At 75.4% G+C, this 24,365-nt stretch carries 22 protein-coding genes and 2 pseudogenes; 13 read left to right on the forward strand and 11 right to left on the reverse strand.

Annotated elements, in window-relative coordinates; all coding sequences use genetic code 11:
* Positions 1-35: 35 nt before the first annotated feature.
* The 3 genes from ACIBAD_RS05620 to ACIBAD_RS05630 form a co-directional block, all read right to left on the reverse strand.
* Positions 36-1,781: a glycosyl hydrolase family 18 protein gene (locus ACIBAD_RS05620; RefSeq protein ID WP_398904719.1), complete on the reverse strand. Its 1,746-nt coding sequence runs from the start codon at positions 1,779-1,781 to the stop codon at positions 36-38.
* 110 nt (positions 1,782-1,891) lie between these two features.
* The gene (locus tag ACIBAD_RS05625; RefSeq protein ID WP_166681999.1) at positions 1,892-2,638 is read right to left on the reverse strand and encodes a hypothetical protein; all 747 of its coding nucleotides are present in this window, start codon (positions 2,636-2,638) and stop codon (positions 1,892-1,894) included.
* A 202-nt stretch (positions 2,639-2,840) separates the two neighbouring features.
* Positions 2,841-3,572 carry an NAD(P)-binding domain-containing protein gene (locus ACIBAD_RS05630; protein WP_134069124.1) on the reverse strand — a complete coding sequence of 244 codons (732 nt, stop codon included), beginning with the start codon at positions 3,570-3,572 and terminating at the stop codon, positions 2,841-2,843.
* A gap of 578 nt (positions 3,573-4,150) precedes the next feature.
* Between ACIBAD_RS05630 and ACIBAD_RS05635 the strand changes: the two genes are divergently transcribed.
* On the forward strand, positions 4,151-4,624 hold the full coding sequence (locus ACIBAD_RS05635; protein ID WP_134069125.1) for a hypothetical protein: 474 nt from the start codon (positions 4,151-4,153) through the stop codon (positions 4,622-4,624).
* A 167-nt stretch (positions 4,625-4,791) separates the two neighbouring features.
* Entirely contained in the window at positions 4,792-5,286 is a 495-nt protein-coding gene (locus tag ACIBAD_RS05640; RefSeq protein WP_398904722.1) for a hypothetical protein, read from the forward strand.
* A 69-nt stretch (positions 5,287-5,355) separates the two neighbouring features.
* Here ACIBAD_RS05640 and ACIBAD_RS05645 read toward each other — a convergent pair whose 3' ends face one another.
* Positions 5,356-6,717 (reverse strand): FAD-dependent oxidoreductase, encoded by a 1,362-nt coding sequence (locus ACIBAD_RS05645; protein ID WP_398904724.1) that lies wholly within the window; start codon positions 6,715-6,717, stop codon positions 5,356-5,358.
* Between the two features lie 172 nt (positions 6,718-6,889).
* Between ACIBAD_RS05645 and ACIBAD_RS05650 the strand changes: the two genes are divergently transcribed.
* A complete protein-coding gene (locus tag ACIBAD_RS05650) occupies positions 6,890-7,942 on the forward strand; it encodes a PHP domain-containing protein (RefSeq protein ID WP_398904726.1) in 1,053 nt (350 codons plus the stop codon).
* A 47-nt stretch (positions 7,943-7,989) separates the two neighbouring features.
* Here the strand turns inward: ACIBAD_RS05650 and ACIBAD_RS05655 are convergent, their stop codons facing one another.
* Positions 7,990-8,895, reverse strand: coding sequence for a UbiA family prenyltransferase (locus ACIBAD_RS05655; protein WP_398904728.1), 906 nt, complete (start codon positions 8,893-8,895; stop codon positions 7,990-7,992).
* Positions 8,896-8,971: 76 nt separating this feature from the next.
* On the opposite strand from ACIBAD_RS05655, the gene ACIBAD_RS05660 reads away from it, so the two are divergent.
* The 3 genes from ACIBAD_RS05660 to ACIBAD_RS05670 are packed head-to-tail and all read left to right on the forward strand — an operon-like array spanning position 8,972 to position 11,638.
* Positions 8,972-10,033, forward strand: coding sequence for a 3-oxoacyl-[acyl-carrier-protein] synthase III C-terminal domain-containing protein (locus ACIBAD_RS05660; RefSeq protein WP_134069127.1), 1,062 nt, complete (start codon positions 8,972-8,974; stop codon positions 10,031-10,033).
* Between the two features lie 4 nt (positions 10,034-10,037).
* Positions 10,038-10,616 (forward strand): isoprenylcysteine carboxyl methyltransferase family protein, encoded by a 579-nt coding sequence (locus tag ACIBAD_RS05665; RefSeq protein WP_398904731.1) that lies wholly within the window; start codon positions 10,038-10,040, stop codon positions 10,614-10,616.
* Entirely contained in the window at positions 10,613-11,638 is a 1,026-nt protein-coding gene (locus tag ACIBAD_RS05670; RefSeq protein WP_134069128.1) for an NAD(P)/FAD-dependent oxidoreductase, read from the forward strand. The genes ACIBAD_RS05665 and ACIBAD_RS05670 overlap by 4 nt, the downstream gene beginning before the upstream one ends.
* Before the next feature lie 65 nt (positions 11,639-11,703).
* Here the strand turns inward: ACIBAD_RS05670 and ACIBAD_RS05675 are convergent, their stop codons facing one another.
* The gene (locus tag ACIBAD_RS05675) at positions 11,704-12,897 is read right to left on the reverse strand and encodes a hypothetical protein (protein WP_398904733.1); all 1,194 of its coding nucleotides are present in this window, start codon (positions 12,895-12,897) and stop codon (positions 11,704-11,706) included.
* Positions 12,898-13,143: 246 nt separating this feature from the next.
* Between ACIBAD_RS05675 and ACIBAD_RS05680 the strand changes: the two genes are divergently transcribed.
* The 5 genes and pseudogenes from ACIBAD_RS05680 (at position 13,144) to ACIBAD_RS05700 (ending at position 15,277) form a co-directional block, all read left to right on the forward strand.
* Positions 13,144-13,329, forward strand: coding sequence for a DUF6381 family protein (locus ACIBAD_RS05680; protein ID WP_053689824.1), 186 nt, complete (start codon positions 13,144-13,146; stop codon positions 13,327-13,329).
* Positions 13,330-13,420: 91 nt separating this feature from the next.
* Positions 13,421-13,930, forward strand: a complete 510-nt coding sequence (locus ACIBAD_RS05685; RefSeq protein ID WP_134069130.1) for a DinB family protein — start codon at positions 13,421-13,423, stop codon at positions 13,928-13,930.
* Between the two features lie 94 nt (positions 13,931-14,024).
* Positions 14,025-14,234: pseudogene (locus ACIBAD_RS05690) on the forward strand (hypothetical protein); the annotation flags it as partial.
* Between the two features lie 112 nt (positions 14,235-14,346).
* Positions 14,347-14,448: pseudogene (locus tag ACIBAD_RS05695) on the forward strand (hypothetical protein); the annotation flags it as partial.
* 610 nt (positions 14,449-15,058) lie between these two features.
* On the forward strand, positions 15,059-15,277 hold the full coding sequence (locus ACIBAD_RS05700) for a hypothetical protein (RefSeq protein ID WP_398904797.1): 219 nt from the start codon (positions 15,059-15,061) through the stop codon (positions 15,275-15,277).
* Between the two features lie 4 nt (positions 15,278-15,281).
* On the opposite strand, the gene ACIBAD_RS05705 is transcribed toward ACIBAD_RS05700, so the two are convergent.
* The gene (locus ACIBAD_RS05705; RefSeq protein ID WP_398904799.1) at positions 15,282-15,947 is read right to left on the reverse strand and encodes a hypothetical protein; all 666 of its coding nucleotides are present in this window, start codon (positions 15,945-15,947) and stop codon (positions 15,282-15,284) included.
* 138 nt (positions 15,948-16,085) lie between these two features.
* On the opposite strand from ACIBAD_RS05705, the gene ACIBAD_RS05710 reads away from it, so the two are divergent.
* Together ACIBAD_RS05710 and ACIBAD_RS05715 are read left to right on the forward strand one after the other, a co-directional pair.
* Positions 16,086-16,616, forward strand: coding sequence for an HAD domain-containing protein (locus tag ACIBAD_RS05710; RefSeq protein ID WP_398904735.1), 531 nt, complete (start codon positions 16,086-16,088; stop codon positions 16,614-16,616).
* Positions 16,613-16,984 carry a hypothetical protein gene (locus ACIBAD_RS05715; RefSeq protein WP_134069133.1) on the forward strand — a complete coding sequence of 124 codons (372 nt, stop codon included), beginning with the start codon at positions 16,613-16,615 and terminating at the stop codon, positions 16,982-16,984. Before ACIBAD_RS05710 ends, ACIBAD_RS05715 begins: the two co-directional genes overlap by 4 nt.
* On the opposite strand, the gene ACIBAD_RS05720 is transcribed toward ACIBAD_RS05715, so the two are convergent.
* The 4 genes from ACIBAD_RS05720 to ACIBAD_RS05735 all read right to left on the reverse strand — a co-directional run bounded on the left by ACIBAD_RS05720 (position 16,944) and on the right by ACIBAD_RS05735 (position 24,294).
* Positions 16,944-17,480 (reverse strand): GNAT family N-acetyltransferase, encoded by a 537-nt coding sequence (locus tag ACIBAD_RS05720; protein ID WP_398904737.1) that lies wholly within the window; start codon positions 17,478-17,480, stop codon positions 16,944-16,946. The genes ACIBAD_RS05715 and ACIBAD_RS05720 overlap by 41 nt on opposite strands.
* An 87-nt stretch (positions 17,481-17,567) precedes the next feature.
* Positions 17,568-19,481 (reverse strand): hypothetical protein, encoded by a 1,914-nt coding sequence (locus ACIBAD_RS05725; protein WP_398904739.1) that lies wholly within the window; start codon positions 19,479-19,481, stop codon positions 17,568-17,570.
* 32 nt (positions 19,482-19,513) lie between these two features.
* Entirely contained in the window at positions 19,514-23,134 is a 3,621-nt protein-coding gene (locus ACIBAD_RS05730) for a DUF5682 family protein (protein WP_398904741.1), read from the reverse strand.
* Entirely contained in the window at positions 23,131-24,294 is a 1,164-nt protein-coding gene (locus ACIBAD_RS05735) for an AAA family ATPase (protein ID WP_398904743.1), read from the reverse strand. Before ACIBAD_RS05735 ends, ACIBAD_RS05730 begins: the two co-directional genes overlap by 4 nt.
* Positions 24,295-24,365: the final 71 nt, after the last annotated feature.

The following is a 24,365-nucleotide window of genomic DNA, read 5'->3' on the forward strand; positions in this document are numbered from 1 at the left end:
CGGGCGGTCGTTGCCGAGCCTATCCATCCCGCGCCCTACGCCACCGAGAGGTCGTCCCCGTACACGGCGCCCTGCCCGTACCAGCCGTGCAGGTAGACGGTGACCGTGCCGGAGGCGCCGGTCGTGAAGGGGACGGTCAGCTTCGACCAGCCGGGCGAGCTGGTCCACGTACTGGCGCTCGCACCGCCGCGGACGCCGAGGTAGGCGTAGCTGCCCTGCACCCAGCCGGCCAGTGTGTACCCCGTGTTCGGGGCGAGGGCCAGGGTCTGGGCGCACTCCCCCGTCTGCGAGGAGGTGGGTGCGGTCTTCAGCGCGTACGAGCCCCCGTGCGCCGGGGTGCCCACCACCGAACCGCCGCCCTCGCAGGTCCAGGGGGTGAGCGCGCCGCTTTCGAAGCCGCCGTTGACCAGTGCACCGCTCCCACCGCCCGGGCCGGTGACCGTGAGGGTGAAGGAGGCGGTGTGCGTGAGTGCGCCGGCGGTGCCGGTCACGGTGATCGGGTACGTCCCCGGGGCGGCCGAGGCGGAGGCGGCGACCGTGAGGCGGGCCGAGCCGCCGGCCGTGACCGAGGCCGGGTCGACGGAGGCCGTGACGCCGGCGGGTGCGCCGGACGCCGCCAGCGCGACGGTGCGCGCGGTGCCGGAGACGACGGCCGTGTTCACCGTGGCGGACGTGGAGCCGCCGGGCGCGACGGAGGCCGAGCCGGGCGCGACGGCGAGCGAGAAGTCGTCGGCGACGGGACCGCCGCCGGTGAACGGCGCGAAGGTGTGGCTGAAGTACCAGGGGTCCTGGACGATGCCCGAGCACGAGTCGGAGCCGCCGGTGCCCGGGCAGCCGCCGTTGTCGCGCTGGAGCGCCCAGAAGGACAGCGTGTTGATGCCCGTGCGCACCGCCCAGTCGCGGACGGCGGTCGCGTCGGCGGTGGTGAAGGTCTCGGCGGGGCCGTAGTCGTCGATGCCCGGCATCTCGGTGACGCCGACCATGCCCCAGAGCTGGGCGGGGGTCTTGGCCGGGTACAGGCCGGCGAGCTGGTCGTGGAGCCCGGTGGCGGCGGTCTGGGTGTCGGTCGCCATGGGGTGGGTGGCGCCGTCGTAGTAGTCGAAGGTCATCAGGTTCACGACGTCCACGTGCGCGCCCGCCGCCTTGGCGCTCTTGAGGACCGCGAGTCCGCTGTTCGCGAGGCCGCTCGTCGTGGTGGGCAGGGTGTACGAGACCTGCAGCGGGCGGCCGTTCGCCGCCGCCCAGTCCTGGACCTTCTTGATCGCCTGGTTGCGCCGGTCGATGCCCGCCTTGTCGGTCAGCGAGTTGTCCTCGATGTCCATGTCGAGCCGGGAGACCTCGTAGGTGGTGATCACCTTCTCGTACGCTGCGGCGATCGCGTCCACGTCGGTGCAGCTGTCGGCGATCTCGGTGCCGCCGTTGTCGGCCGCGTAGCCGCCGAAGGAGGGGATCACGTCGCCGCCGCGCGAGCGGATGGTGGTGAAGTCGGCGCCGAAGACGGAGGCGGAGACGGGCGTTCCCTTGTCGCCGTTCCAGTACGGGGTGCAGGAGCCCTTGGCCTCGGTCTGCAAGAACGCCATGGTCAGGTATTTCGCACCGGACTTCTGGGCGAGGTCGGCGGGACTGTCGGAGGCGTACGCCTCGAAGTACGGGGCGAAGACGTGCGACGGCAGGGGGGTCGCGGCGTGGGCGGCGCCGCCGGTGCCGAGGACGAGGCCGGCGGACGCGAGGACCGTGGTCAGCGCCGCGGATAAGGCATGGAGGGGCCTGGGACGTCTCATCGATGCTCCCGGTGGGGCGTGAGCGAACGGGCGGACGCCTCATGATTGGTCTGGACCAAGTGGGGGTCAAGGGTCCGGACCCCTCCGGTTGCCGCGCCGGGCAACGCGAGTTACACGAGGCGCCGGGTGGTGAGGGGCAGTGAGACGTGCCCGGGGTGTTCGAAGTCGGCGGCGCTGCCCTCGGCGGCGTCCGCGTCGATCGCGTAGACCATCAGCGGGCTGCTGCCGGTGGGGCCCGTGGCGGTGGCGCGCAGCCGGTAGCGGTCGGTGCGGACGGCGTCGAGGGCGAGGGCGGTGCCGCCCGCGTAGAGGTGGGCCGGTTTGGCGTCGGTGGCGATGCGCAGGTCCACGGCGCGCCAGGCGCCGGTGGCCGGGTCGCGGCGCTCCAGGGCGAAGGGGGCGGACGGGCCGGGCAGGTCCCCGGGTTCGCCGGTCAGGGGCTCCATCTGGAAGGCGACGAGCAGGTGACGGTAGGCCTGGGAGCTGCCGTTGCGGACGGTGACCGTGAACTCCTGGGCGGGGCCGCCGCGGACCAGGTGCAGCGCGCCGCCGGGGGCGGCGGCGGTCAGGGACAGCCGTGTCGCGGGGGCCGGGGGCGCCGCCGGTGCCTTCGCGGGCGCGGCCGGGGACGTGGCGGCGGCGGTGGCGGTCGGGTCCGGTGTCGGCGTGGGCGCCGGTGCGGAGGAGGCCGGGGTGGCCGGTGCGGTCGCCGCCGGGGACTCGGAGCCGGAGGGCGAGGGGCTCGCCGACCGGGCGGCGGCGGCCGGGCGGTCCGGGTGGCCGGAGCAGGCCGTCAGGACGGCCGGGAGCGCCGCCAGTACCGCCGAGGCGATCAGCAGACGGGGTCTGACGTGCATGGTGGGCCCTCCTACGGCTCCCGTGAGGGCAGGACCGTAGCAAGCCCGGGCCCCCGTACGGAGGGGCGGTTGATGACGCTTCGGTATCGGTTCCCCGCCGGGGGTGCGGAGCCCGGCGTCGGGCGGAGGCGGTCCGGCGCCGGCGGGGCCGCACCCGGGGCCGGCGCGGGAGGTTCCGCACTCCCGCGCCCGCCGGGGACGGTCAGCCCTTGAAGGCCGCCTGGCGGACCGGCGAGGCCTCGGCGAGGGCCTTCACGACCGCGTCGGTCCCCGCCCGGAGCCCGTACACGGGGGTGCCCGGCTGCTGGCGCCAGGAGTCTTCGATACCGCCCGCGTCGACGGTGTCGAAGCCGAGCTCGTCGATGAGCGCCCGGACGGTCCGCTTCGCCGCCGCGTCGTCGCCGGCCACCGGGAGGGCCACGCGGTCCGGGGCCCCGGCCGGTCGGTGCAGGCTCAGGATGTCCTCGGCGTACGTCCCGTTGAAGGCCTTGACCACGGGGTGTCCGAGGTGGCGCTGGCTCCAGCCGCTCTCGGTCAGGCCCTCGTCCTCGATCTCGGCGATGCGGCCGTCGCGTTGCTGCGGGTAGTAGTTGCCGGTCTCGATGAGGACGAAGTCCTTCGCCGCTTCGTCGAAGAGGCCGGCGGGCAGGTTCGCCACGTTCTTCAGGGGGACGGTGACCACGACGACCTCGGCGCCCCGCGCCGCCTCCGCGACGGTGACGGGCGTGGCTCCGGTCTCCTTCGCGAGTTCGGCCAGGGTCTCGGGGCCGCGCGAGTTCGCCACGGACACCTCGTGTCCGAGGGCGGTGAGGCGGCGGGTGAGATTGCCGCCGATGTTGCCTGCGCCGATGATGCCGATCTTCATGAGCCCTCCAGTGCGTGCAGGGTGGTCGGGTGCTGCGTGGAGTCCGAACCACCGGGCGCCGCCGCGCATTCCGCGTCGGGCCCTCCTGTCCCACGGATCCCCCGTACGAGTGACCGGTTCACGGCCGTATGAAATCAGCCGGGGAACTCCGGCGGAGCGTGACCGGAAATCGACTTCGATTGCCGCGCGATGAGATCCGTACGGCCAATTCGTTCACACGTGAACATTCTCGCCAACCTGCGGCGACTTCACGGGACTCCAGGGCGACGGCAAGAAAGGGAATCGCCCTGCGGCCGAAACAAGCCGTACACCACTCGACTTTCACAAGATCCCTTATGTAGTATTTAATTCATTCGTCGCCCCGCCAGGGGCGGCGAGCAGGCGCGGCCGACCACCGCCCCTGTCCTGCTCGTTCGCGAATACGCGACCCGACACGAGGGACCAGTATGCGGTTCCGGCTTTTGGGGCCGCCGAGTATGGCCCACGGCCCGGAAACCGTAGTTCTCGGGCCATCCCAGGCGACCAGTCCTCTCGCCGCTCTTCTTCCGCATCCCGGGGTCGTCGTTTCGACCACCTGTCCGGCGATTTCGGTGCGGGAGGAACCGCCGGCCACCGCGCGCGCCGCGTTACAGACGGGCGTCCTGAGGTTGCGCAGGTTATTCACGGAGTACGACCTGTCCACGACCACCGTCGAGGGCGTGCACGGCGGATACCGGACGCACCACGACACCGAGACCCTCGGTCCCATCCTCCTCCGCGCCCTGACCTCACGGCAGGCGGAAGCCCTCGCCGAGTACCGCACGGTTCGGGAGCGGCTGCGCGACGAGCCCGCGCGGCCGGCCGGGCCCTCGGCGGACAGCGGCTGGCGCGGGGTGCCCAGGACGGGCTCCGGGCGCCCGGGCGTGGCGCCCGTGCCCGGGTCCCCGGGGCGCGAGGGCGACCGCGGGACCATCGCCGCCAGGCCGGCCTCAGCCGGCTCCCCGTCCTCGACGACGCGGCCGGCGCCGGGCAGGTGCTGCCGCCACGCGCCGGACTTCGCGCCCGCCGTGCGTACGGCGCTGCCTGCGGGGGTGCGGGCCCCGCGGGCGGCGGCGCTGAACTGCCTGGGTTCGCCCCGATAGGCGGCTGTAGGCCATCGGCGTCGCATTCAGGCCATTTCGCACCTTCCGAGAACCGTCCGCAGCGGCGGCGGCGTCGATGGGTTCAGTGCAGCCGAACGCAGCGCGCACCGCACTGAACCGCACCGCACCGCACTGGCACGTATTCAGCACTGCGAAAGGTCCGAACGATGTTCAAGTCTCCGGCCAAGCGCACCGCCTCCCTCGCCCTCGCGGCCACCGCCGCGACGGCCGCACTCACCCTCGCCCTCGTCACCAGCGCCTCCGCGACCGCCGGCTCGGGTACGCCGCAGGACGGCCGGGCGGCCGCCGCGGCACCGCCCGTTTCCGGCGGCCCGGAGAGCGCGTTCTCCCGGATCGCCACCTTCTACGGTGCGTACATCGACGCGGTGTACGACGGGGACGGCACGCTCGCGAAGCAGCTGCGGTTCTCCTACCTCTCGGCGCCGCTCCAGCGCGAGCTGGCGAAGTGGGAGGAGACCAACCACGCGGACGGCGTCCTGCGCGCCCAGAACGTGCCGCTGGAATGGAAGGTCGCCTACGTCGACAGCGGCATGGGCAAGACCAACGCCACCGTCACCCTGACCTGGAGCGGCAGCGACACCACCCGGCTCCACGTCCAGGCCGACCTGAAGACCCGGAAGATCCTCTCGATCAAGGACTGACACCGCAGTCCGGACATGCGGGTGGGGGCCGCCGCCGGCGGCCCCCACCCGGTCGAGTACGCGCGGCGGTTACGCGCCGCTCGCCTTCAGCATGTCCTCGCGCTCGACGATCTTCACGCGCTCGCGGCCCTCGGGCTCGCCCAGCGCCTTCTCGGCCGCGTCGAGCGCGTACCAGCCCTCCCACGTCGTGAAGCGGACGTTCCGCTCGGCCAGGAAGGCCTCCACGGCCTCCGGCTCGGGCGCGGCGGGCGTCCGCAGGCGGCCGCCCGCGTGGTCCGCCAGGAGGTTCGCGACCGTCTCGTTCGCGTCGCCCTTGGTGTGGCCGATGAGGCCGATCGGACCGCGCCGGATCCAGCCCGTGACGTACGTGGACTGCAGGTGCGCGCCGGCTTCGATCACACGGCCGCCCTCGTCCGGGACGGTGCCGCTGTCGACGTCCCACGGCAGCTTGGGCAGTTCGTCGGAGAGGTAGCCCACGGCGCGGTAGACGGACTGGACGTCCCAGTCGGTGAACCGGCCGGTGCCCTTGACGTTGCCCGTGCCGTCGAGCTCGGTGCGCTCGGTGCGCAGGCCGACGACCTTGCCGTCCTCGCCGAGGATCTCGGCGGGCGACTCGAAGAAATGCAGGAAGAGCTTGTGCGGGCGCGGGCCGATGTCGCGGATCGCCCAGTTCTCCAGGGTCTTGGCGACCATGTCCGCCTGCTTGTTGGAGCGGCGGGTGGCGATCGAGCCCTCGTCGTAGTCGATGTCCTCGGGGTTGACGATGACCTCGATGTTGGGCGAGTGGTCGAGCTCGCGCAGCTCCATCGGGCTGAACTTGGCCTGCGCCGGGCCGCGGCGGCCGAAGACGTGCACCTCCAGCGCCTTGTTGGCCTTGAGCCCGTCGTACACGTTCGCCGGGATCTCGGTCGGCAGCAGCTCGTCGGCGGTCTTCGCGAGGATGCGCGCGACGTCGAGGGCGACGTTGCCGACACCGAGCACGGCGACCTTCTCGGCCTCCAGCGGCCAGGTGCGCGGGACGTCGGGGTGGCCGTCGTACCACGAGACGAAGTCGGCGGCGCCGTAGGACCCGTCAAGCTCGACGCCGGGTATGGCGAGCGCGCGGTCGGCCGTCGCGCCGGTGGAGAAGACCACGGCGTCGTAGAAGGAGTGGAGTTCGTCGAGGCTGATGTCGTTCGGGTAGTCCACGTTGCCGAACAGGCGGACCTGCGGCTTGTCGAGCACCTGGTGGAGGGCGGTGATGATGCCCTTGATCCGCGGGTGGTCGGGGGCGACGCCGTAACGGATCAGGCCGAAGGGGGCGGGCATCCGCTCGAAGAGGTCGATGGAGACACCCGGCTCGGCGGCCGCCTCGGACTTCAGCAGCGCGTCGGCGGCGTAGATTCCGGCGGGGCCGGCACCGACGATCGCTACCCGGAGAGGGCGAGGCATGACTGGTTCCCTTCGACCGAAAAACACTGGATCAAGGGAACCCTAAACTAAGGGAACCCTAAGCCAGCACCCGCCCCCCGCTTATAACCCTATAAACAGAGCTTATGGCTTTCCCAAGACATCCTTGGGGGTGCCGGTCACACTGGAACCGGGGCCACTCAGGAGGTACCGCATGGATCCGGTCGCGGCACTGGAGCGGATCGCCTACCTGCTGGAGCGCGGGCAGGCACCCACCTACCGGGTGCAGGCCTTCCGCAAAGCGGCGGCCGCCCTCGTACGGATGGGCGAGCGCGAGGTGCGGGAACGGGTCGATGCGGGCACCCTCGAAGCGGTCAGGGGCATCGGGCCGAAAACCGCCCAGGTGGTGCGGGAGGCGGTCGGCGGGTCGATCCCCGCGTACCTGCAGACCCTGGAGGACGAGGTCGCCGCGCATCCCGACGGGCCGCCGGCCGACCCCGCCGCCCTCGCGCTGCGTGCGGCCCTGCGCGGGGACTGCCATCTGCACTCCGAGTGGTCCGACGGCGGAAGCCCGATCGAGGCGATGGGCCGGGCGGCGGCCGCACTGGGCCACGAGTGGGCCGTACTCACCGACCACTCGCCGAGCCTGACCGTCGCCCGGGGGCTCTCGCCGGAGCGGCTGCGCGAGCAGCTGGACGTGGTGGCGCAGCTCAACGAGGAGTGGGCGCCCTTCCGGCTGCTCACCGGCATCGAGTGCGACATCCTGCTCGACGGCTCCCTGGACCAGGAGCCGGAGCTGCTGGACCGCCTCGACCTCGTCGTCGGGTCCGTCCATTCGAAGCTGCGGATGGAGTCGCCCGCGATGACGCGCCGGCTGCTGGCCGCCGTACGCAACCCCCTGATGGACGTCCTGGGCCACTGCACGGGACGGCTGGTGACGGGGCGCACCCGCCCCGAGTCGCAGTTCGACGCCGAGGCGGTCTTCGCCGCCTGCGCGGAGTCCGGGACCGCCGTGGAGATCAACAGCCGGCCCGAGCGGCTGGACCCGCCGCGCCGGCTGCTGCGACTGGCCGTGGAGTCCGGGACGCTGTTCGCGATCGACACGGACGCGCACGCCCCCGGCCAGCTGGACTGGCAGCCGACCGGCTGCGAACGGGCCGTGGAGTGCGGGGTGCCGACCGAGCGGGTCGTGAACACCTGGCCGCGGGAGCAGTTGCTGGAGTGGACCCGGACCCGCCGCCCGCCGGCGCCGGCCGCCGCGGCCTGAGCCGACGCCGCCGTCGGGCGCCCGGGGCCGCGGCGGAGGCCGCCGCCTCAGCGGAGTCCGGTCAGGTCGGCCCCGCGGACCACCAGGAGGACGACGTCGGCCGCGGCGACCGCCATCGTCGCGAGGAACGGGATCCGGCTCCGGCCGGTCGGCCGTCCGGCCCCCAGGAGTACCGCCGACGCCGTCGCCGCGAGCAGCCCCCAGCCGTACGGCGGCACCGGCCCCGGCGGCCCGGCGACCAGCGCCACGGCCGAGCCGAGGACCAGGAGCCCGCCGACGGCCGCCGCGCGCCGCGCGCCGATCCGGTGCGGCAGCCCCGACACGCCCGTGGCCAGGTCGTCGTCGATGTCGGGCAGCACGTTGGCGAAGTGCGCGCCCGCGCCCAGCAGGGCCGCGGCGGCCGTCAGCCACCAAGGCGGCCACGGCGCACCGGGCAGGCCGAGGGTCACGAACGCGGGGAGCAGTCCGAAGGCGAGGGCGTACGGGAGCCACGAGACGGCGGTGTTCTTCAGCCGCAGGTTGTAGGCCCAGGCGGCGGCCACCGCGCACAGGTGCGCGGATCCGGCGAGCCATCCGGCGGCCAGCGACAGCGGAACGCACAGCAGCAGGGCCGTGAGCGCCGCGGCCGTCACCGCGGCGGGCCGTACGGCGCCGCGGACCAGGGGTTTGTCGCGGCGGCCGGTCGCCAGGTCCCGGCACAGGTCCACCCGGTCGTTGCACCAGCCCACGGACAACTGGCCCGCGGCCACCGCGGCCACGGTGAACGCGGCCCCGGGCAGGCTTCGCCCCACGGCGGCGGCCAGGGCGGCGGCGAGGAGCGTCACGGCGGCCGCGGGCACCGGATGGCAGGCCTTGAGGAGGCCGGACACTTCCGGCCGCGGCGGGGCGGGCGCCGCGGCCCCGGCGGGCATGGACAGGGCTGCGTCCGGGGTTTCGGCTCTGGCGCGGGGCACGCCGTCACGCTATGCCGCGCCGCGCCCGATATGCCGCATTCATCGCGAAGTGTCAGTTGTTCCTTATGTTGAGGCAATGACGCGTGTCCTGGCCGTGAGCAGTGTCTTCCCGCCCCACCGCTATCGGCAGTCCGAAATCGCGACGGCGCTCGCCCGCTTCCTTCCTCCGGGGGCCGACACCGCCCTCCTGCACCGCCTGCACGCCGCGGTGGGCGTCGAGTCCCGCCACCTCTCCCTGCCGCTGGAGCGCTACGGTCCGTCGAACGACTTCGGCCGTACGAACGCCCTCTTCCTGGAGAGCGCCGAGGAGCTCGGCGCCCGCGCCCTCGAAGCCGCCCTCGCCGCGGCCCACCTGAAGGCGCACGAGGTGGACCTGATCATGTCCACCACGGTCACCGGGCTCGCGACGCCCTCGCTGGAGGCCCGCATCGCCGGCCGGGCCGGTCTGCGCCCCGACGTGAAGCGGCTGCCGCTCTTCGGCCTGGGCTGCGCGGCGGGCGCCGCCGGACTGGGCCACCTCCACGACCATCTGACGGGCCGTCCCGACCACGCGGCCCTGCTGCTGTCCACCGAGCTCTGCTCGCTCACGCTCCAGCCCTCGGACACCTCGGTGGCGAACCTGGTGGCCGGCGCCCTGTTCGGCGACGGGGCCGGGGCCCTGCTCGCGGTGGGCCGCGGCCATCCGCTGCACGGCACGAGACCGGGGCCGTCGGTGGTGGCCGCCCGCAGCCGCCTCTACCCCGGCACCGAGGGGCTCCTCGGCTGGGACATCGGCCACTGGGGCTTCCGGATGGTGCTGGGCCGGGAACTGCCCGCCCTGGTCAGACTGCACGTGGCCGAGGAGGTCGAGACCTTCCTCGCCCGGCACGACCTCAAGCCGCCTGACGTCGACGCGTGGATCGTCCACCCCGGCGGCCCGAAGGTCCTCGACGCGCTGGCGGACGCGCTGGCGCTGCCGGACTCCGCCTTCGCGGCGAGCCGGCGCTCGCTCGCGGACGCGGGCAACCTGTCCTCGGCGTCGGTCCTGCACATCCTGAACACGATCCAGGCCTCCGGGCCCCCCGCACCGGGCTCCGTCGGGCTGATGATCGCCTTCGGACCCGGCTTCGCCTCCGAACTCGTCCTCCTGCGCTGGTGACCCCATGTCTGCTTTGACGTTGACCCCTTCCATGGAGCCGTACCTGCTCTTCATCGGCCTCGTCGCGGCCGAGCGGCTCGCCGAACTCGCCACGGCCCGCCGCAACACGCGCTGGAGCCTGTCCCGCGGCGCCACCGAACACGGTCGCGGCCACTACCCGGCCATGGTCGCCCTGCACACCGCGCTGCTCCTGGGCTGCGTGGTGGAGCCCCTCGTCGCCGACCGCCCGTTCCTGCCCGCACTGGGCTGGCCGGCCCTCGCCCTCGCGCTGGCCGCCCAGGGCCTGCGCTGGTGGTGCATCGCCACCCTCGGCCCGCACTGGAACACCCGGGTCCTGGTCGTCCCGGGGCTGCCTCTGGTGGCGGCGGGCCCGTACCGGCTGCTGCGCCACCCGAACTACGCGGCCGTCGTCGTCGAGGGCGCGGCGCTGCCGCTCGTGCACACCGCCTGGGTGACGGCCGCCGCGTTCACCCTGCTGAACCTGCTGCTGCTCGGCGTACGCATCCGCTGCGAGGAGGACGCCCTGGCGCATGCCGCGCCCGTCTACCGCAGCGCCGTACCGGCGGAGGGCCGGGCCCGGTGATCGACCTGCTCGTCGCGGGCGGCGGCCCGGCCGGGCTGGCCACGGCCATCCACGGGGCGCTGGCCGGCATGGAGGTCGTGGTCCTGGAGCCGCGCCCCACCCCGATCGACAAGGCCTGCGGCGAGGGCCTGATGCCGGGTGCCGTACGCGGCCTCCGGGAGCTCGGCGTCCGCGTGCCGGGCCACCCCTTCCACGGCATCCGCTACCTGGACGGGGTGAGCGGCCTGCACGCGGAAGGGCGGTTCCGCACCGGGCCGGGTCTCGGCACCCGCCGGACCGTCCTGCAGGCCGCGCTGGCCGAGCGGGCCGAGCGGCTGGGCGTCCGGGTGCTCGCCCGGCGCGTCGGCGAGGTACGCCAGGACGAGGACCGGGTCGGTGCGGCCGGTCTGACGGCCCGCCACCTCGTCGCGGCCGACGGCCTGCACTCCCCCGTCCGGCGCGGGCTGGGCCTGGCGGCGCCTCCCTCCCGCGGCCGGCCGCCGCGCTACGGCCTGCGCCGCCACTACGCCGTGGAGCCCTGGAGCGACCTGGTCGAGGTCCACTGGTCGGCGCACTGCGAGGCGTACGTGACCCCGCTGGGGCCCGACCGGGTCGGCGTGGCGGTCCTGACCGGCGAGCGCGCCCCCTTCGACGTACTGCTGGCGCGGTTCCCGCTGCTGTGCGAGCGGCTGGCCGGCTCCACCGGTTCGGCGGTGCGCGGTGCCGGGCCGCTGCGCCAGCGGGCCCGGGTACGGGTCGCGGGGCGGGTGCTGTTCGTGGGGGACGCCGCGGGATACGTGGACGCGCTGACCGGCGAGGGGCTGACGCTGGCCGTGACGGCGGCGGGTGAACTCGTGCGCTGCGTGCGGGAGGGCCGGCCGCAGGCGTACGAGCGGGCCTGGCTGGAGCTGTCGCGCAGCTACCGCACGCTGACCGCGTCCTTGCTCTGGGCACGCCAACAGCCGCGCCTCGCGGGGCGGATCGTCCCGTTGGCGGCCCGGCTGCCCCGGGTGTTCACGCACGGGGTCAACCTGCTCGCGTAGGCGGGGTCGGGCATGCCGCGGGGGCGGGACCGGCACGTGCCGCCGATCCCGCCCCCATCGCTCGGTCAGCCGCCGGCGCCCGCCCGGGGGCGGGGCGACCGGTTGCCGAGCGCCAGGCCCGCCAGGAGCGCGACGGCCGCGGCGCAGAGCACCGCCGTGACGCCCGCCCAGGCCTGGGAGGCGCTCACCGCACCCTCCAGCGGGTCGAAGGCCGCGAGTCCGCCGACCACGTGCAGGGCGACGACCGCAACGGCGGCCACGGCAGCGGCCCGCCACGCTCCGGCGGTGTCGCGCACCGCGATCAGCGCGCCGAGACCGAGGCACAGCACGGCGGCGAGGAGCGGAAGGAAGGCAACCGGGGTCTGGGAAGGCAGCGCCGTCACGTCACTCGGCAGGTGCAGGACGCCGCAGACCAGCAGGGCCGCCGCCACGGGCCAGCGCAGCAGGTGGCGCAGCGGGCCGGAGGGGGCGGCTGCTGCGGCCCGCCTGCCGTACGGGCCGCGCCCGTACGTGCGGCGGTACTCCGCGAGCGACTCGTACCGCTCGTCCTCGTAGGGGTCGTCGAAGGGCTCTTCCTCCGGCGGCTCGGGCCGTCGCGCGTACCGCTGCCCCTCCCGTGCCGGTGGTGGTTCGGCGGGAACGGCAGGGACGGCGGGCGGCCGGGCGGGCCGGCCCGCGTGCGGCGTCAGGGCCGGGTGCACGGAGGGGACGGCGGGGACGGCGGGGACAGCCGGGACGGCCGGGAGGGCGGGCTGCGGGGACCGGACGGCCGGGCCGGGCTCCGGGGACCGGACGGCCGGGCCGGGCTCCGGGGACCCGACGGCCGGGCCGGGCTCCGGGGACCCGACGGCCGGGTCGGGCTCCGGGGACCCGACGGCCGGGCCGCGGTGCACGGGCTCGGGGCTCCGAGGGGTCGGGCCGGGATCCGGGTGCGGCTCGCGGCCCTCGTCCGTCCCGAGGATGCCGGCCAGCAGGGCCACGTCCTGGACGGGTCGCCCGACGGCGGCCGCCCGCAGCGTCTGGTGGCCGTGGCCGGTGCTCTGGCCGGCCTCCTCAAGGAGGCTCACCAATTCGGCCACTTCCTCAAGGGGCCGGCAGGTGCCTGCCGTCTCCAACAGGGTGCGTATGGGCTCGGCACTCGTCGGGGCAGCCGGGGTCGCCCGGGTCTTCGCGCCGGCGGGTTCGGGGGCGGAATCGGGGTCGGGGAGCTCGCGGGGGCCGTCGTCCTGCGTCGCCGCGAGCGTGATGGGGTCGTCCATGGAAAGCTCCGTTCGCCGACGCGCGGGTCTACACATCGCACGCCGGTCAACGTGCGTCATGGGAAGCGCACGCTCGGTCACCATTCACCGCCACCCGGCCCCGCTGCGCCATTCGGGGCGGGCAAACGGGGGAGCCGCCCTTCCCGGCCGGCCGGTCACCAGGGGGAGGGTTCGAGATGCGCCCGCGCGGCGCTGCTGGTTCGCTGAATCCGGCCTCCTTACCCCCCCCACACCCGAGGAGTGGTCATGAGCGCAGGCGAAGCCCGCGGCCGGGTCCGGCAGTTGCGCGAGAAGGCGCAGGAGCTGAACACGGCTGCCGAACGCTCCACCGATCCGGAAGAGCGCCGAAGGCTCCAGGAGAAGGCCCGCCGACTCCAGGAGCAGAGCGAGAAGGAAGACAGGATCGACGACCGGGGCATGGATCCCATGTAGCCCCGCCCCGGTTCACCCATCGGCCGGTCGCCACGGGGCACCGGCCGATGGCGTACCTCAGGTGACATGACGCCACGTCAGGAGGCGGTACATGAAGGCTACGGAGGCACTGGCCGATGCGTACGGGCGCATCCACGCGGTGGTGCACGAAGTGGTCGAGGGGCTCTCGGCCGAGGAGTTGAACGCACGGATCGACCCGAAGGCGAACTCGATCGCCTGGCTGGTGTGGCACCTGACCCGGGTGCAGGACGACCACATGGCGGACGCGTCGGGCCTGGAGCAGGTCTGGACGGAGCAGGAATGGTTCACCCGCTTCGCCCTGCCGCTGCCCGCCGAGGCCACCGGTTACGGGCACACGGCCAAACAGGTCGGCACGGTCCTGGTCGAGTCGGACGAGCTGCTGCTCGGCTACTTCGACGCCGTCCACGAGCGGACCACCGACTTCGTCCGGGGGCTCTCCGCCGCCGATCTGGACCGCGTCGTCGACACGGGCTGGGACCCGCCGGTCACCTTGGGGGTGCGGCTGGTGAGCATCCTCTCCGACGACCTCCAGCACGCCGGCCAGGCCGCCTACGTACGCGGCGTCGTACAGCGCGGATAGCGCCGTTCGGGGGACGGATGAGGACGGAGACGGACGCCGAAGGGCCGTCGATGGCATCCCGTGCCCGCCGCGTACGACGCTGGAGCGCCGTGTGGTGCGCCCTGCTCATGGTCGCCACCGGGGCCGGACCTGCATCCGAGGCGTCCGCGCCGGACGCGGCCCCGGAAGACCGGCCCGTCGGGAAGGCCGACCGGGGGCCGGTACGGGGCACGGCGCACGGCACGTACCGGACCTTCGAGGGAATCCCTACGCAGCGCCGCCGACCGGACCGCTGCGCTGGCGGCTTCCGCAGCCCGCGGCGCGCCGGGCCCGCGTACGCGACGCCGGGGCGCCGGGGGCGCGCTGCGTGCAGCTGCCGGCGATGGGGCCGGGCGGGCCAGAGCGGCTCCGAGGACTGCCTGCACCTGAACGTCACCATGCCGACGCCGTCGTCACGACAGCAGGCGGCGCTGCGCGGGGTGCGGTCCAACGCCGCCCGCTTCGGCGGCGACCCGTCCGACGTCGGCGAGTCGGCGGGCGGGCTCAGCGTCTGCGCGCACCTGACCTCTCCGGCCTCGGCCGCCCTGCTCCAGCGGGTGCCCGAGCAGCGCACCGTCGCGGACGGGGTCACGTCGGCGGCCGGCCTCGGCTGCGACCGGCCGGAGCCGGGCGTGTACTCGACTGCCCGCCCGGGAAGGACGCGGCGACGCTCGCGACGCCCGGAGCTGATGATGCGGTTCTCGCTCGACTCCTACGGCAACCGCAACCGCGTGCTGCCCGAGGAACCCCGGCGGGCCCTGGAGGGCGGCCGCTTCCACCGGGTGCCGGTGATCGAGGGCGTCAACCAGGACGAGGTGCGGATCTTCCTCGCCCAGGGCCTGGCGGCGCACCCCATCCGCGACACGGGGCGATTACCGGGCCCGCGTGGGGCAGTCCTTCGGCGCCGCGGCCGTCCCGGCCGTCGAGGCGCGGTACCCGGCGGCGGCGGAGGCCGACCCCGGCGCTCGCCTCCGCCGCCTTCCTCTCCGACGCCTCGTTCATCTGCCCGGCGTTGCGGGACGGCCGGGCGACGGCCCGGTACGTGCCGGTGTACGCGTACCGGTTCAGCGACCGGGACGCGCCGAACTTCGCCTCACCGGCCTGCCGGAGGTGCCGGGTTTCCCCTACGGCGCCTCGCACTGCTTAGAACTGCCCTACCTGTTCACGATGGGTGCCGCCGCCCCGACGGCTCCGCAGCGCGCGCTGTCGGAGCCACGGTTCGGCCCGGCCGATTCCGTACTGTCGCCGGCGCCGGGCCCGGGCGGGACCCACCCGGTCGACGGCCCGGCGGAACACCACTGCGCGTTCTGGAACGCCCTGGGGGTGTGAGCCATCACCATGCCGAGGTGGCCACGACGTCCCCGTTGGCGGTCCGGACGGACAGGGTGCCGTGGTCCTGGTACACCTGCTGCCTCCAGGACACGAACACGTCCGCCACCCGACGGCCGTCCTCCGCGAGGCCCTTGCCCACGGATCGGGTCGCGAAGATCACGACCGCCTCCCCGGAATCCCGCCCCTTGCGGACCCGGGCCTCGCTGACGGCTCGTTCGGGCAGGAACTTGTCGGCGCTGGTGCGCCGCTGGGCGTAGTAGGCGTTGAAGTCCCGCGTCATGTCGAACCACCCGGCCCCGCCACAGGGCCCGGCGCCGTTGGTGACGTCCCCATCGGTCGGCGGCCCGGCATACCCGCCGCTCTCCTGATCGGTCGGCGGCCCGGCGTAACTCCCCGTCTCCTGATCAGTGGGCGGCCCGGCGTAACTCCCCGTCTCCTCATCGGTGGGCGGCCCGGCGTAACTGCTGCCCGTCTCCTCATCGGTCGGCGGCCCCGCGTAGCCGCCGCCCGTCTCCTCCTCCGTCGGCGGATCGGGCGTACCCGTACCGCCGCCCCCCGTCGTGCGGTCGAGGCCGCAGGTCTCCTGCACCGGCGCTGCCGGGGCCGGAGGGGCGGCGGCCTCCCCTCCGGCGTGCCGCGTGCCGCATGCCGCCAACACGGCGCACATGAGCCCCACCACCGCCGCTCTCACGGCCGGCCCGGACCGGGCCACAGCTGTCCTCGTCACAGTCACGATCGTCCCCCCTTGCCCATGAAGAGGGGATCACACCGTCCGCGGTTCCACATGGGGGGCTACGGTGGCGCCATGACCAGCCCGGTCCAGCGCCCCCTCCTCTTCCTCGACGTCGACGGACCACTCATCCCGTTCGGGGCCTGCGCCCACGAGCTGCCGAACGGCTACCCGGCGTACGGGACGCAGTCCGACGCGAACCCCCTCCTCGCCAGGCTCGATCCCGCCCTCGGGCCCCGCCTCCTGGCACTGCCGTGCGACGTGGTCTGGGCCACGACCTGGATGGCCGACGCGAACACGTGGGTCGCGCCCCGGCTCGGCCTGCCGGAGCTGCCGGTGGTGTCCTGGCCGGACCCGTCCGAGCAGGACGACCGCGATCGGATCCACTGGAAGACCCGCGCGCTGGTCGACCACGCCGCCGGCCGCCCGTTCGCCTGGGTGGACGACGAGGTCACCCCCGCCGACCGCACTTGGGTCCGCGCACACCACCCGGCCCCGGCCCTGCTCCACCGCGTGGACGCCCGCTTCGGCCTCACCGTGGCAGACTTCACCACGCTCGCCGCATGGCTGCGCGGCCACCCGCTCCCCCAGGAGTCCACCGCATGACGCCGGTCCCCGCCCTGCCCCCGCAGGCCGCCTGGCACGATACGGGCACGCGCGTCTTCTGCCGAGCGGCCCGGGCCGACGGACGCTGGTGGGTCCTGCGGCTCAACGACTTTCCCGAGCATCCCCTCCACACCTTGTTCATCGACGCGCAGGTCGTGGGCGACATCGACGACGTCCCGGATACCTGGCGCCTGCGGCCGGGCGCAGCGCTGCCCGCCCTCACCGCGTCGGAACGTGCCGAGGTGCTCGCCCTCATGTCAGGCCTCGGGCCCTACGGAGCCGAGCTCGGCGCCCCGTGCACGGGCGACTGGTGCACCTGCACGCTCCTCACCGACGAGTACGCCGCCCGGCTCGACCGGAAGGCGTGACGGGGGACCACCGCTCCACTTCGGTGAACCCCAGTCGGGCCGCGAGGCGCATCGAGCGGGCGTTGGCGGTCTGGGTGCGGAGCACGACCGGCTCGCCGGGAAGCGCGTCGGCGAACCGGTCGAGCGCCGCCGCGCACGCCTCGACGGCGTATCCCCGTCCGCACGCCTCCGGCAGGAACATGTGGCCGAGCTCGGCTCCACCCGCACCGGGCCGGAGGTGCCCCGGACGCTCCGCGTCGCGCCGATCGGGCGCGACCGTGCCGATCATCGCTCCGTCGAGATCGATCACGAAGAGGCCGGGGCGCCGCCCGGGCACCTCGGGCACCGCGCGTTCGAGCGCATCACGAGGCCGAGGGCCACCGAGGTGGGTGCCCACCTCCGGCGACGCGAACAGCTCGATGAACGCCGCACGGTCCCGGGCCTCGGACTCGGGGAGCACGAGCCGTCCGGTCTCCGTCGGCGCAGGAGGCCAGGCGACGGGCCCGAGTCCGGTCATGGCGCCAGCCCGTCGAACGCAGGTGAGAGCGGGCGGGGCGCCGGATGGCCCCGGCGGGGCATCCAACGCGCGACGCGTCACGAGCGGTCACGGAGACACCTCCTGGCTCCAGGACCAGGACGCGGCCACCAGGGAGCGTTCTGCCGCGGCCAGGTGGGTGGCGGTGGCCAGCCAGGCTTGGGCGTAGGCGTCGGGTGAGGGGTTTGCCAGGCGGCCGAAGGGGTCGCGGGGCCGGTGGTCCGCCTCGGCGGCGAGGGCGGCGGCCAGCTCGGCGGCCGCGGTGAAGCCCGCCCGGCGAAGGGGGCCGTACGCGGCGCGGGGCTCGGCGCCGCGGGCCGTCTCGGCGACGGCGCGGCGGCCGCCCGCGACCCCGCTTTCGAGCAGTCGGCGCACCCGCCACAGCGGTGAGTCGGCCAGGACGTCGGGGCCTTCGGTGGCGGACGGCGCAGCCGCCGCGCCGGGCGGGAAGTGGCTGCCCTGGAGCACGTCGTAGCCGAGGTCCGCGCGGCCCAGCCATTCCTCGGGCAGGCGCAGCGTGTACTGCGCGCCGGGGACCGGCCCGACGGCCAGCGGGCGCAGCGTCGCGGCGCGGTCCAGGTCGGGGCGTCCCAGGACACGGAGCAGCAGCCCCGGATGGGCGGCGATACGGCGCAGGTTGGCCGTGTGCGGCAGCTCCGGATGGGGGTGGGCGGCGCGCAGCCGCAGCAGGGGCGCGCCCGCTCGTACCTCGCGGACCAGGAGGTCCTCGCCGGCCGCCCCGACGACCGCGATCTCGCAGCCGATCAGGGCGGGCCCGGCTCCGTCCGGGTCGGCGTCCCGGTCGGCGAGCTGGGCGGCCACGGCCTCGGCGGCCGGGCGGGCGAACAGCGCGGCGGCCGGCTCCTCGGTCCACGGGACTCCGCGCAGCGGGGTCGCCCGGACCCCGCGTCCGGCACCGAGGCGGCCGTCGGCGGAGACCGTGGCCCCGGCGATACGGAGTCCCCCGCGGGCGAGTCCGGCGTGGTCGAGGGCGGCTCCGCCGAGCGCCACGGAGGCCGATCCGGCGCCGCGGGCGCGGGCCAGGCCGCCGGGGCGGACGTCGGAGACGGAGTGGCGCGAGCCGTCCGAGGCGAGCACATGGGTGACCACTCCCCCGTACCCGGTGGCCGACAGGACCGGCTCCCGGCACAAGCCGTACACCCGCAGGCTGCCGCCCGGCCGGTAGGCGCGGCGGGCGGCACCGGTGAGCGCCGCGCCCGCGGTACCGGACGCCAGAAGTGCGGCGGTGTGGAGGAGTTCGCGGAAGGCTGCGGTGAGGTCGGCGAGCCGGTGGCCGCCGCTGCGCTCCCGGGCCGCGCGCAGGCCCCGTACGACCCGCAGGGCGGCGGCCTCGGCCCGGGGCAGCCCGGCGAGGCGCGCGGTGTGGGCGGCCCGCAGCAGCTCGGCCTGGACCACCGCGCCGCCCGCCGTGGCACCGGCGGCGAGTGCCTCGGCGGCGGCCCGCCAGAGCGCGGCGGCCGCGACGAGCTGGGCTGCGGTGAGGGCTTCGGGAGCCGGCTCGGGGGCGGGCTCGGAGGCGGGTTCGGGAGCGGGTTCGGAGGCGGGTTCGGCGCCGTCCGAAGAGGCCCCGGACCCGGCATCGGACGCCGACGCCGGGTCCGGAGCGGGATCGCCGTCGAGGACGGGATCGGGGCCGGGATGGGACAGCGGCGGTCGGGCCGCGTCGGCCAGGGGCGCCGCGCCCAGCACCGCCGCCCGGTGCAGGCAGCGCGGGGCCAACAGGCAGGTGCAGGTGGCCTGGTCCGCCGCGGTGACCGTACCGCTCGGGCCCGGCCGCAGGGTGACGAGCGCGTCTTCCCCGAAGCGGACGGTCACGCCCCCGTCGTCCCCGAACGCCGCGCCCGCGGCGCAGCCCTCGATGGCGGCGTCGAGCTTCTTGCGCAGCCGGGCGGTGAGGTCCTCGACGGCCTCGGCGAGGACCTCGGGGGCCACGGGAGGCAGCTGCAGGGGGCCGGTGTTCAACGCGGTACTCGACTGGATACTCGACTCACTGCTCAACGGGATTCTCCACGGAGGCGGTCGCCCACCCAGCGGGCGAGGGCGAGCGGGCTGAGGGCGGCCACCGGCATGCCGGCCGCGACGAGCCGGCGGGCCACCGGGACCGAGTACCGGGGCGCGCCGGCGTCGTCGAGCGCGGCGCAGCCCAGCAGATGGGCTCCGGACGCGGCCAGCGCGCGGACTTCCCCGAGGAGTCCGCCGATCGGCGCGCCCTCCTCGAAGTCACTGACCACGACGACCAGCGTGCGGCTCGGCACGGTGATCAGGGAGCGGGCGTGGGCCAGGCCCGCCGCGATGTGCGTACCGCCCCCTACGCGGACCTCCAGCAGCAGCGAGAGCGGGTCCTCGACCCGGTCGGTGAGGTCGACGACCTGGGTCGAGAAGGCCAGGAAGTGGGTGGACAGGGTCGGCACACCGCCGAGTACCGCGGCCGTGAGGGCCGACCAGATGACCGAGGCCTCCATGGAGCCGGATACGTCGACGACCAGGATCAGCCGCCAGTCCGCCTCCCGACCGGCCCGGGTGCTGAACACGGGCCGTTCCGGGACGACGACCACCCGGCCGTCTCCGAGGCGGCGGGTGTGCGCGAGGTTGGCGCGCAGGGTCCGGGCCAGGTCGAGCCTGCCGCCGGGGCGGCGGGTGGGGCGCGGGGTGGCGAGGCCGGAGAGCGCCGGGCGCAGCCGGGTGGCGAGCTGCTTGGCGAGCTCGTCGACCAGCCGCCTGACCAGGGGGCGCAGCCGGGCGAGTTGGGCCTCCGGCATGCCACCGGCCAGCGACAGCACGGAACTCAGCAGTTCCACCGAGGGGCGGACGGCCGCCGGATCGAGCTGGCTCAGTACGTCGGCGCGGCCGGCGTCGGCCGCGTCGGCGAGCACCTCCTCGCGTACGTCGGCGCCGAAGAGCGCTTCGAGCTCCTGCGACCATTCGCGGGCCGTCGGGTAGGAGGCCTCCTGGCCGCCGCCGTTGCCCCGGCCGCCTTCGAGGTCGGCGGAGCCCTCGCCGCGGCCGTTGCCGTACAGCTCGTCGAGGGCGCGGGCGTAGCGCCGGGCGCCGGCCGGGAGCAGGTCGCGCCGGCGGCCGAGCAGCAGGCGCCAGCGGTCGGCGGGGGCCAGCCGGTGGTCGCCGCGCAGGGGCGCGGGTACGGGCGTGCCGGAGGGTTCGGACGGTACGGGTGCCCCCGGCTCGGCACCGGCACCGGGTCCGGGTCCGGGTCCGGGAGCAGCGGTGCCCCCGGTCGGCAGCCCGTCGAGGGCCTTGAGCGCGGCGGCGCCGGCGGCGTCCGCGGCGGCCCACAGGGCGAGCAGCGCGGGTGGCGCGTCGAGCGACAGGTCGAGGCGGTCGCCGAGCCGCTCGGTGACGGTGTCCAGCAGCCGGTCCCGGGCGGCCGGGGCGACTCCGTCGAACCCGCCGCGCAACGCCGGGAGCCGGTCCAGGAACTCCTGGTCGGCGAGAGCGTCGATGCGGTCCAGGACCGGGGTGAGGGCGGCCGCGGAGGACTGGAGCAGCGGTCCGGCGGCGGCCAGGACGCCGCCGAGGCGGCGGGCGAGGGAGCGCCGGCCGTCGGGGGTGCCGGCGCCGTCGATCCACCCGGCGGCCCGGTCGCCGAGGCCGGCGGCCGGGTCCAGGTCGAGGAGGACCCGTACGGCCAGTGCCGCGCCCTGCATCAACGGGGAGGCTGTGGCGGCCAGTTCCGCGAGGGCGGCGTCCATCCGCAGGCCCAGGTGCAGGGCGGCGGCCCGGTCGGCGAGGGCGACGAGCGCGCGCGCGTCGGCGGGGTCCTCGCTGCCGGCGAGGCCGGGCAGGGACCGTACGGCGGCTTCGAGCAGCCGGCCGGTGAGCGCGGAAGCGGCGGCGCGGGGGCCGTCGGGGGTACCGGGGAAGTGTCCGCGGGCGAGCCCCTCCAAGAGGTCCAGCGACTCCAGGAGTTCGGGCAGGGTCGCGGTCTGCGGGAGGGTCTCGGCGGCCTCCTCCAGCCGTACGCCCACCAGCTCGGGCAGGTCGCACCGCGCGGCGGCGGCCAGGCCGGTGAGGATCTGGGCCGGTGTCGGGCCGCCCTCGGCGGCGGCCCGCCGGGCGGTGTCGCGCAGCGTCCCGGCGGCGGCCTGGGCGGCGGTGACCCCGCGGACGCCGGCCAGGTCGAGGCGGGCCGGGACGGACGGGGTCCAGGTCAGCCGCCACTTGGTGCCGAGGGCGGTGCCGTCGCCCGTGGCGGCCACGTCGAGGGGTTCCCCGTACGCGGCCCCGCAGACGGCCAGCCGCTGGAGCAGGACCTCGCGGCGGCGGTCGAGCGGGGAGCGGAGCGGGTCGAGGCGTACCTCGCGGGGGGCGGGGTCCTCGGGGCCGGGCAGCCACAGCTCCGCCAGCTCGGCCTCGACGGAGGGGCCGAGTCCGGAGCGCGGGGCGTGCGGGGTGATCCGGCCGCGGCCGGTGCCGACGAGCACTGCCTCCAGGGCCCGGGCCAACGCCCGGCCCCGGCCGAGGAGTTCACCTTGGCCGAGCACGGTGGTGACGGCTTCGAGGAGCTCGCCCCGGCCGGGTGCCGGCAGCCCGCGCAGAACGGCCAGGTCGCAGGCGAGCCGCAACGTCTCGGCGGCCTCGCCGGTCCCGGCGGTGTGCCCGGCGCGGCGCAGCTCCCGGCAGATGCCGGTGACGGCGACGGAGGCGGCGTCACGCACCCGCACGGCATCCCCGCCGGCCCGCAGCACTTCCTGCTGCCACAGCGGGTCCCGGATCCCTGCGGGGTATCCGGAGCGGGAGTCCAGCAGATCGAACGAGTAGGGCACGAGGGAAGTCACCGCCCCGCCGCCCTCCTCCCCTCCCCCGGTCCCGGCGGCGGAGCCGAGCGCCCGCGCGGCCGTGGAGGCCCCGGCGGACTCGGTCGCCGTGCCGGCGGGCTGCGCAGCGGCGGCGCCGAGGAGCGCCGGGGCGTGGAAGGCGCCGATGAGGGCTGCGACCCTGCGGCCGCCGGACGCGGCGGCGTTGACGACCGCGCGCATGTGGGCCTCGCGGGCGAGGTCGGTCGCGGGGACCGGGCCGTCCTGGCGCAGGGCCCAGCCCACGCCCAGGGCGGCCCGCCGGACGGCTTCCGGCGTACATCCGGGGGCCAGTACCTCCACGGCCCGGTCCCACAGGTCGTCGCCGTCGCGCCCGGTGCCGGATGCGGTCAGCGCCTCCGCGTACGAGCGGCGATCCCTCGGCGCCGCTTCCTCGGACCGGGCGGTCCAGCCGGGGTCGGCCAGGGGGAGGTCGCAGCAGCGGACCTCCACCCCGTGCGCACGCGCCCAGCGGATCGCCGCCAGCTCCGGGGAGAAGTCGGCGAACGGGTAGAACGCCGTCCCGCCCTCCCGGCCCGTGCCCGCCAGGGCGACCGGGGCGAGGGTCTCGGGGTCCGCCAAGTGCTCCAGCCACGGCTGGAAGTCGGTCGGCAGCTCGATGCACACCACTTCCGCCTGCGCGGCGTCCAGCAACGCCGGCACCACCGCCGCCAGCGCGGGGCTGTGGTGCCGTACGCCCAGCAGGTACGGCGCCCGCGAGGCGGCGAGCCCGTCCACCGAGGCCCGCGGATCGGCGCCCGCCGTGGCGATCGCGGGGTCGGCGAGGCCGCCGGAGGCCGTCATCGGAGGTTCCCGCGGAGGTCCCACAGGCGGCGCCACATCGCCGAGCCGTCTTCGGCGCGGCGGCGCACCGGGCCGTCCCAGTAGCCCAGCAGGCGGCCGTGGTCGGCCGGGTCGTCCTTGCGGACCACGCCGAGCAGGTGCCCCGGCAGCAGGTCCAGTACGTCGCCGCCCGGCAGGTACGCCGCGGCCACGCCCAGCGAGGCCGCCACCTGGACGGCCTCGGCCGTGGACATGACCGTACCGGGCCGTTCCACGTCCCAGCCCTCGGCCGAGCGCCCCGAGCGCAGGTCCCGGAAGACCGTGACCAGCGCGTCCAGCACCGCGTCGTCCACTCCGAACGCCGCGCCCGCTCGCTGCACCGCGGCCACCGCCTGGCGGCGGATCAGCGTGGCCTCGGCGTCCGCGTCCGCGATCGGCGCCACGGTCTCGAAGTTGAAGCGCCGCTTGAGGGCGGCGGACATCTCGGAGACCCCGCGGTCGCGCAGGTTGGCGGTGGCGATGACCGTGAACCCGGGGGCCGCGGAGACCACCGCGTCCTCGGTGGCCGTCAGTTCGGGCACGCTCACCCGCCGGTCGGACAGGATCGACACCAGTGCGTCCTGCACCTCGGGCAGGCAGCGGGTGATCTCCTCGACCCGCACCACCCGCCCGGTCCGCATGGCGGAGAGCACCGGGGAGTCGACGAGCGCCTGGGAGGTGGGGCCCTGGGCGAGCAGCAGGGCGTAGTTCCAGCCGTAGCGGAAGGCGTCCTCCGTCGTACCGGCCGTGCCCTGAACGGTGAGGGCGCTGGTGCCGCAGACGGCGGCGGCCAGCAGCTCGGACAGCATCGACTTCGCGGTGCCGGGCTCGCCGGTGAGCAGCAGGCCGCGTTCCCCGGCGAGCGTGACGACGCAGCGCTCGACCAGGGCGCGTTCGCCGACGAACTTCGGGGCGATCGCCAGCTTGGCCGGGAGCCCGGCGGGGCGGCGGCCCGGCAGGGCCAGTTCCGTGCCCTCGCTGCCGCACACGAAGGTGACGACGGCGCGCGGGGTGAGCGCCCAGCCGGGCGGGCGGGGGCCGGTGTCCTGGGCGGCGAGGAAGGCGAGTTCGGCGGCGTACCGCTCTTCGGCGGGCAGCGACTGCCGGGCAGGGGTCTGAACGGGTGTGTCGGTCAGGGTCATGACGTGCTGTGTCCTTCGGAAGGTACGGGCGTACGGGCGTACGGGGTACGGGGGATGCCGGCCGGCGCGGC

Source organism: Streptomyces sp. NPDC051109, from assembly GCF_044455885.1.
GTDB lineage: Bacteria > Actinomycetota > Actinomycetes > Streptomycetales > Streptomycetaceae > Streptomyces.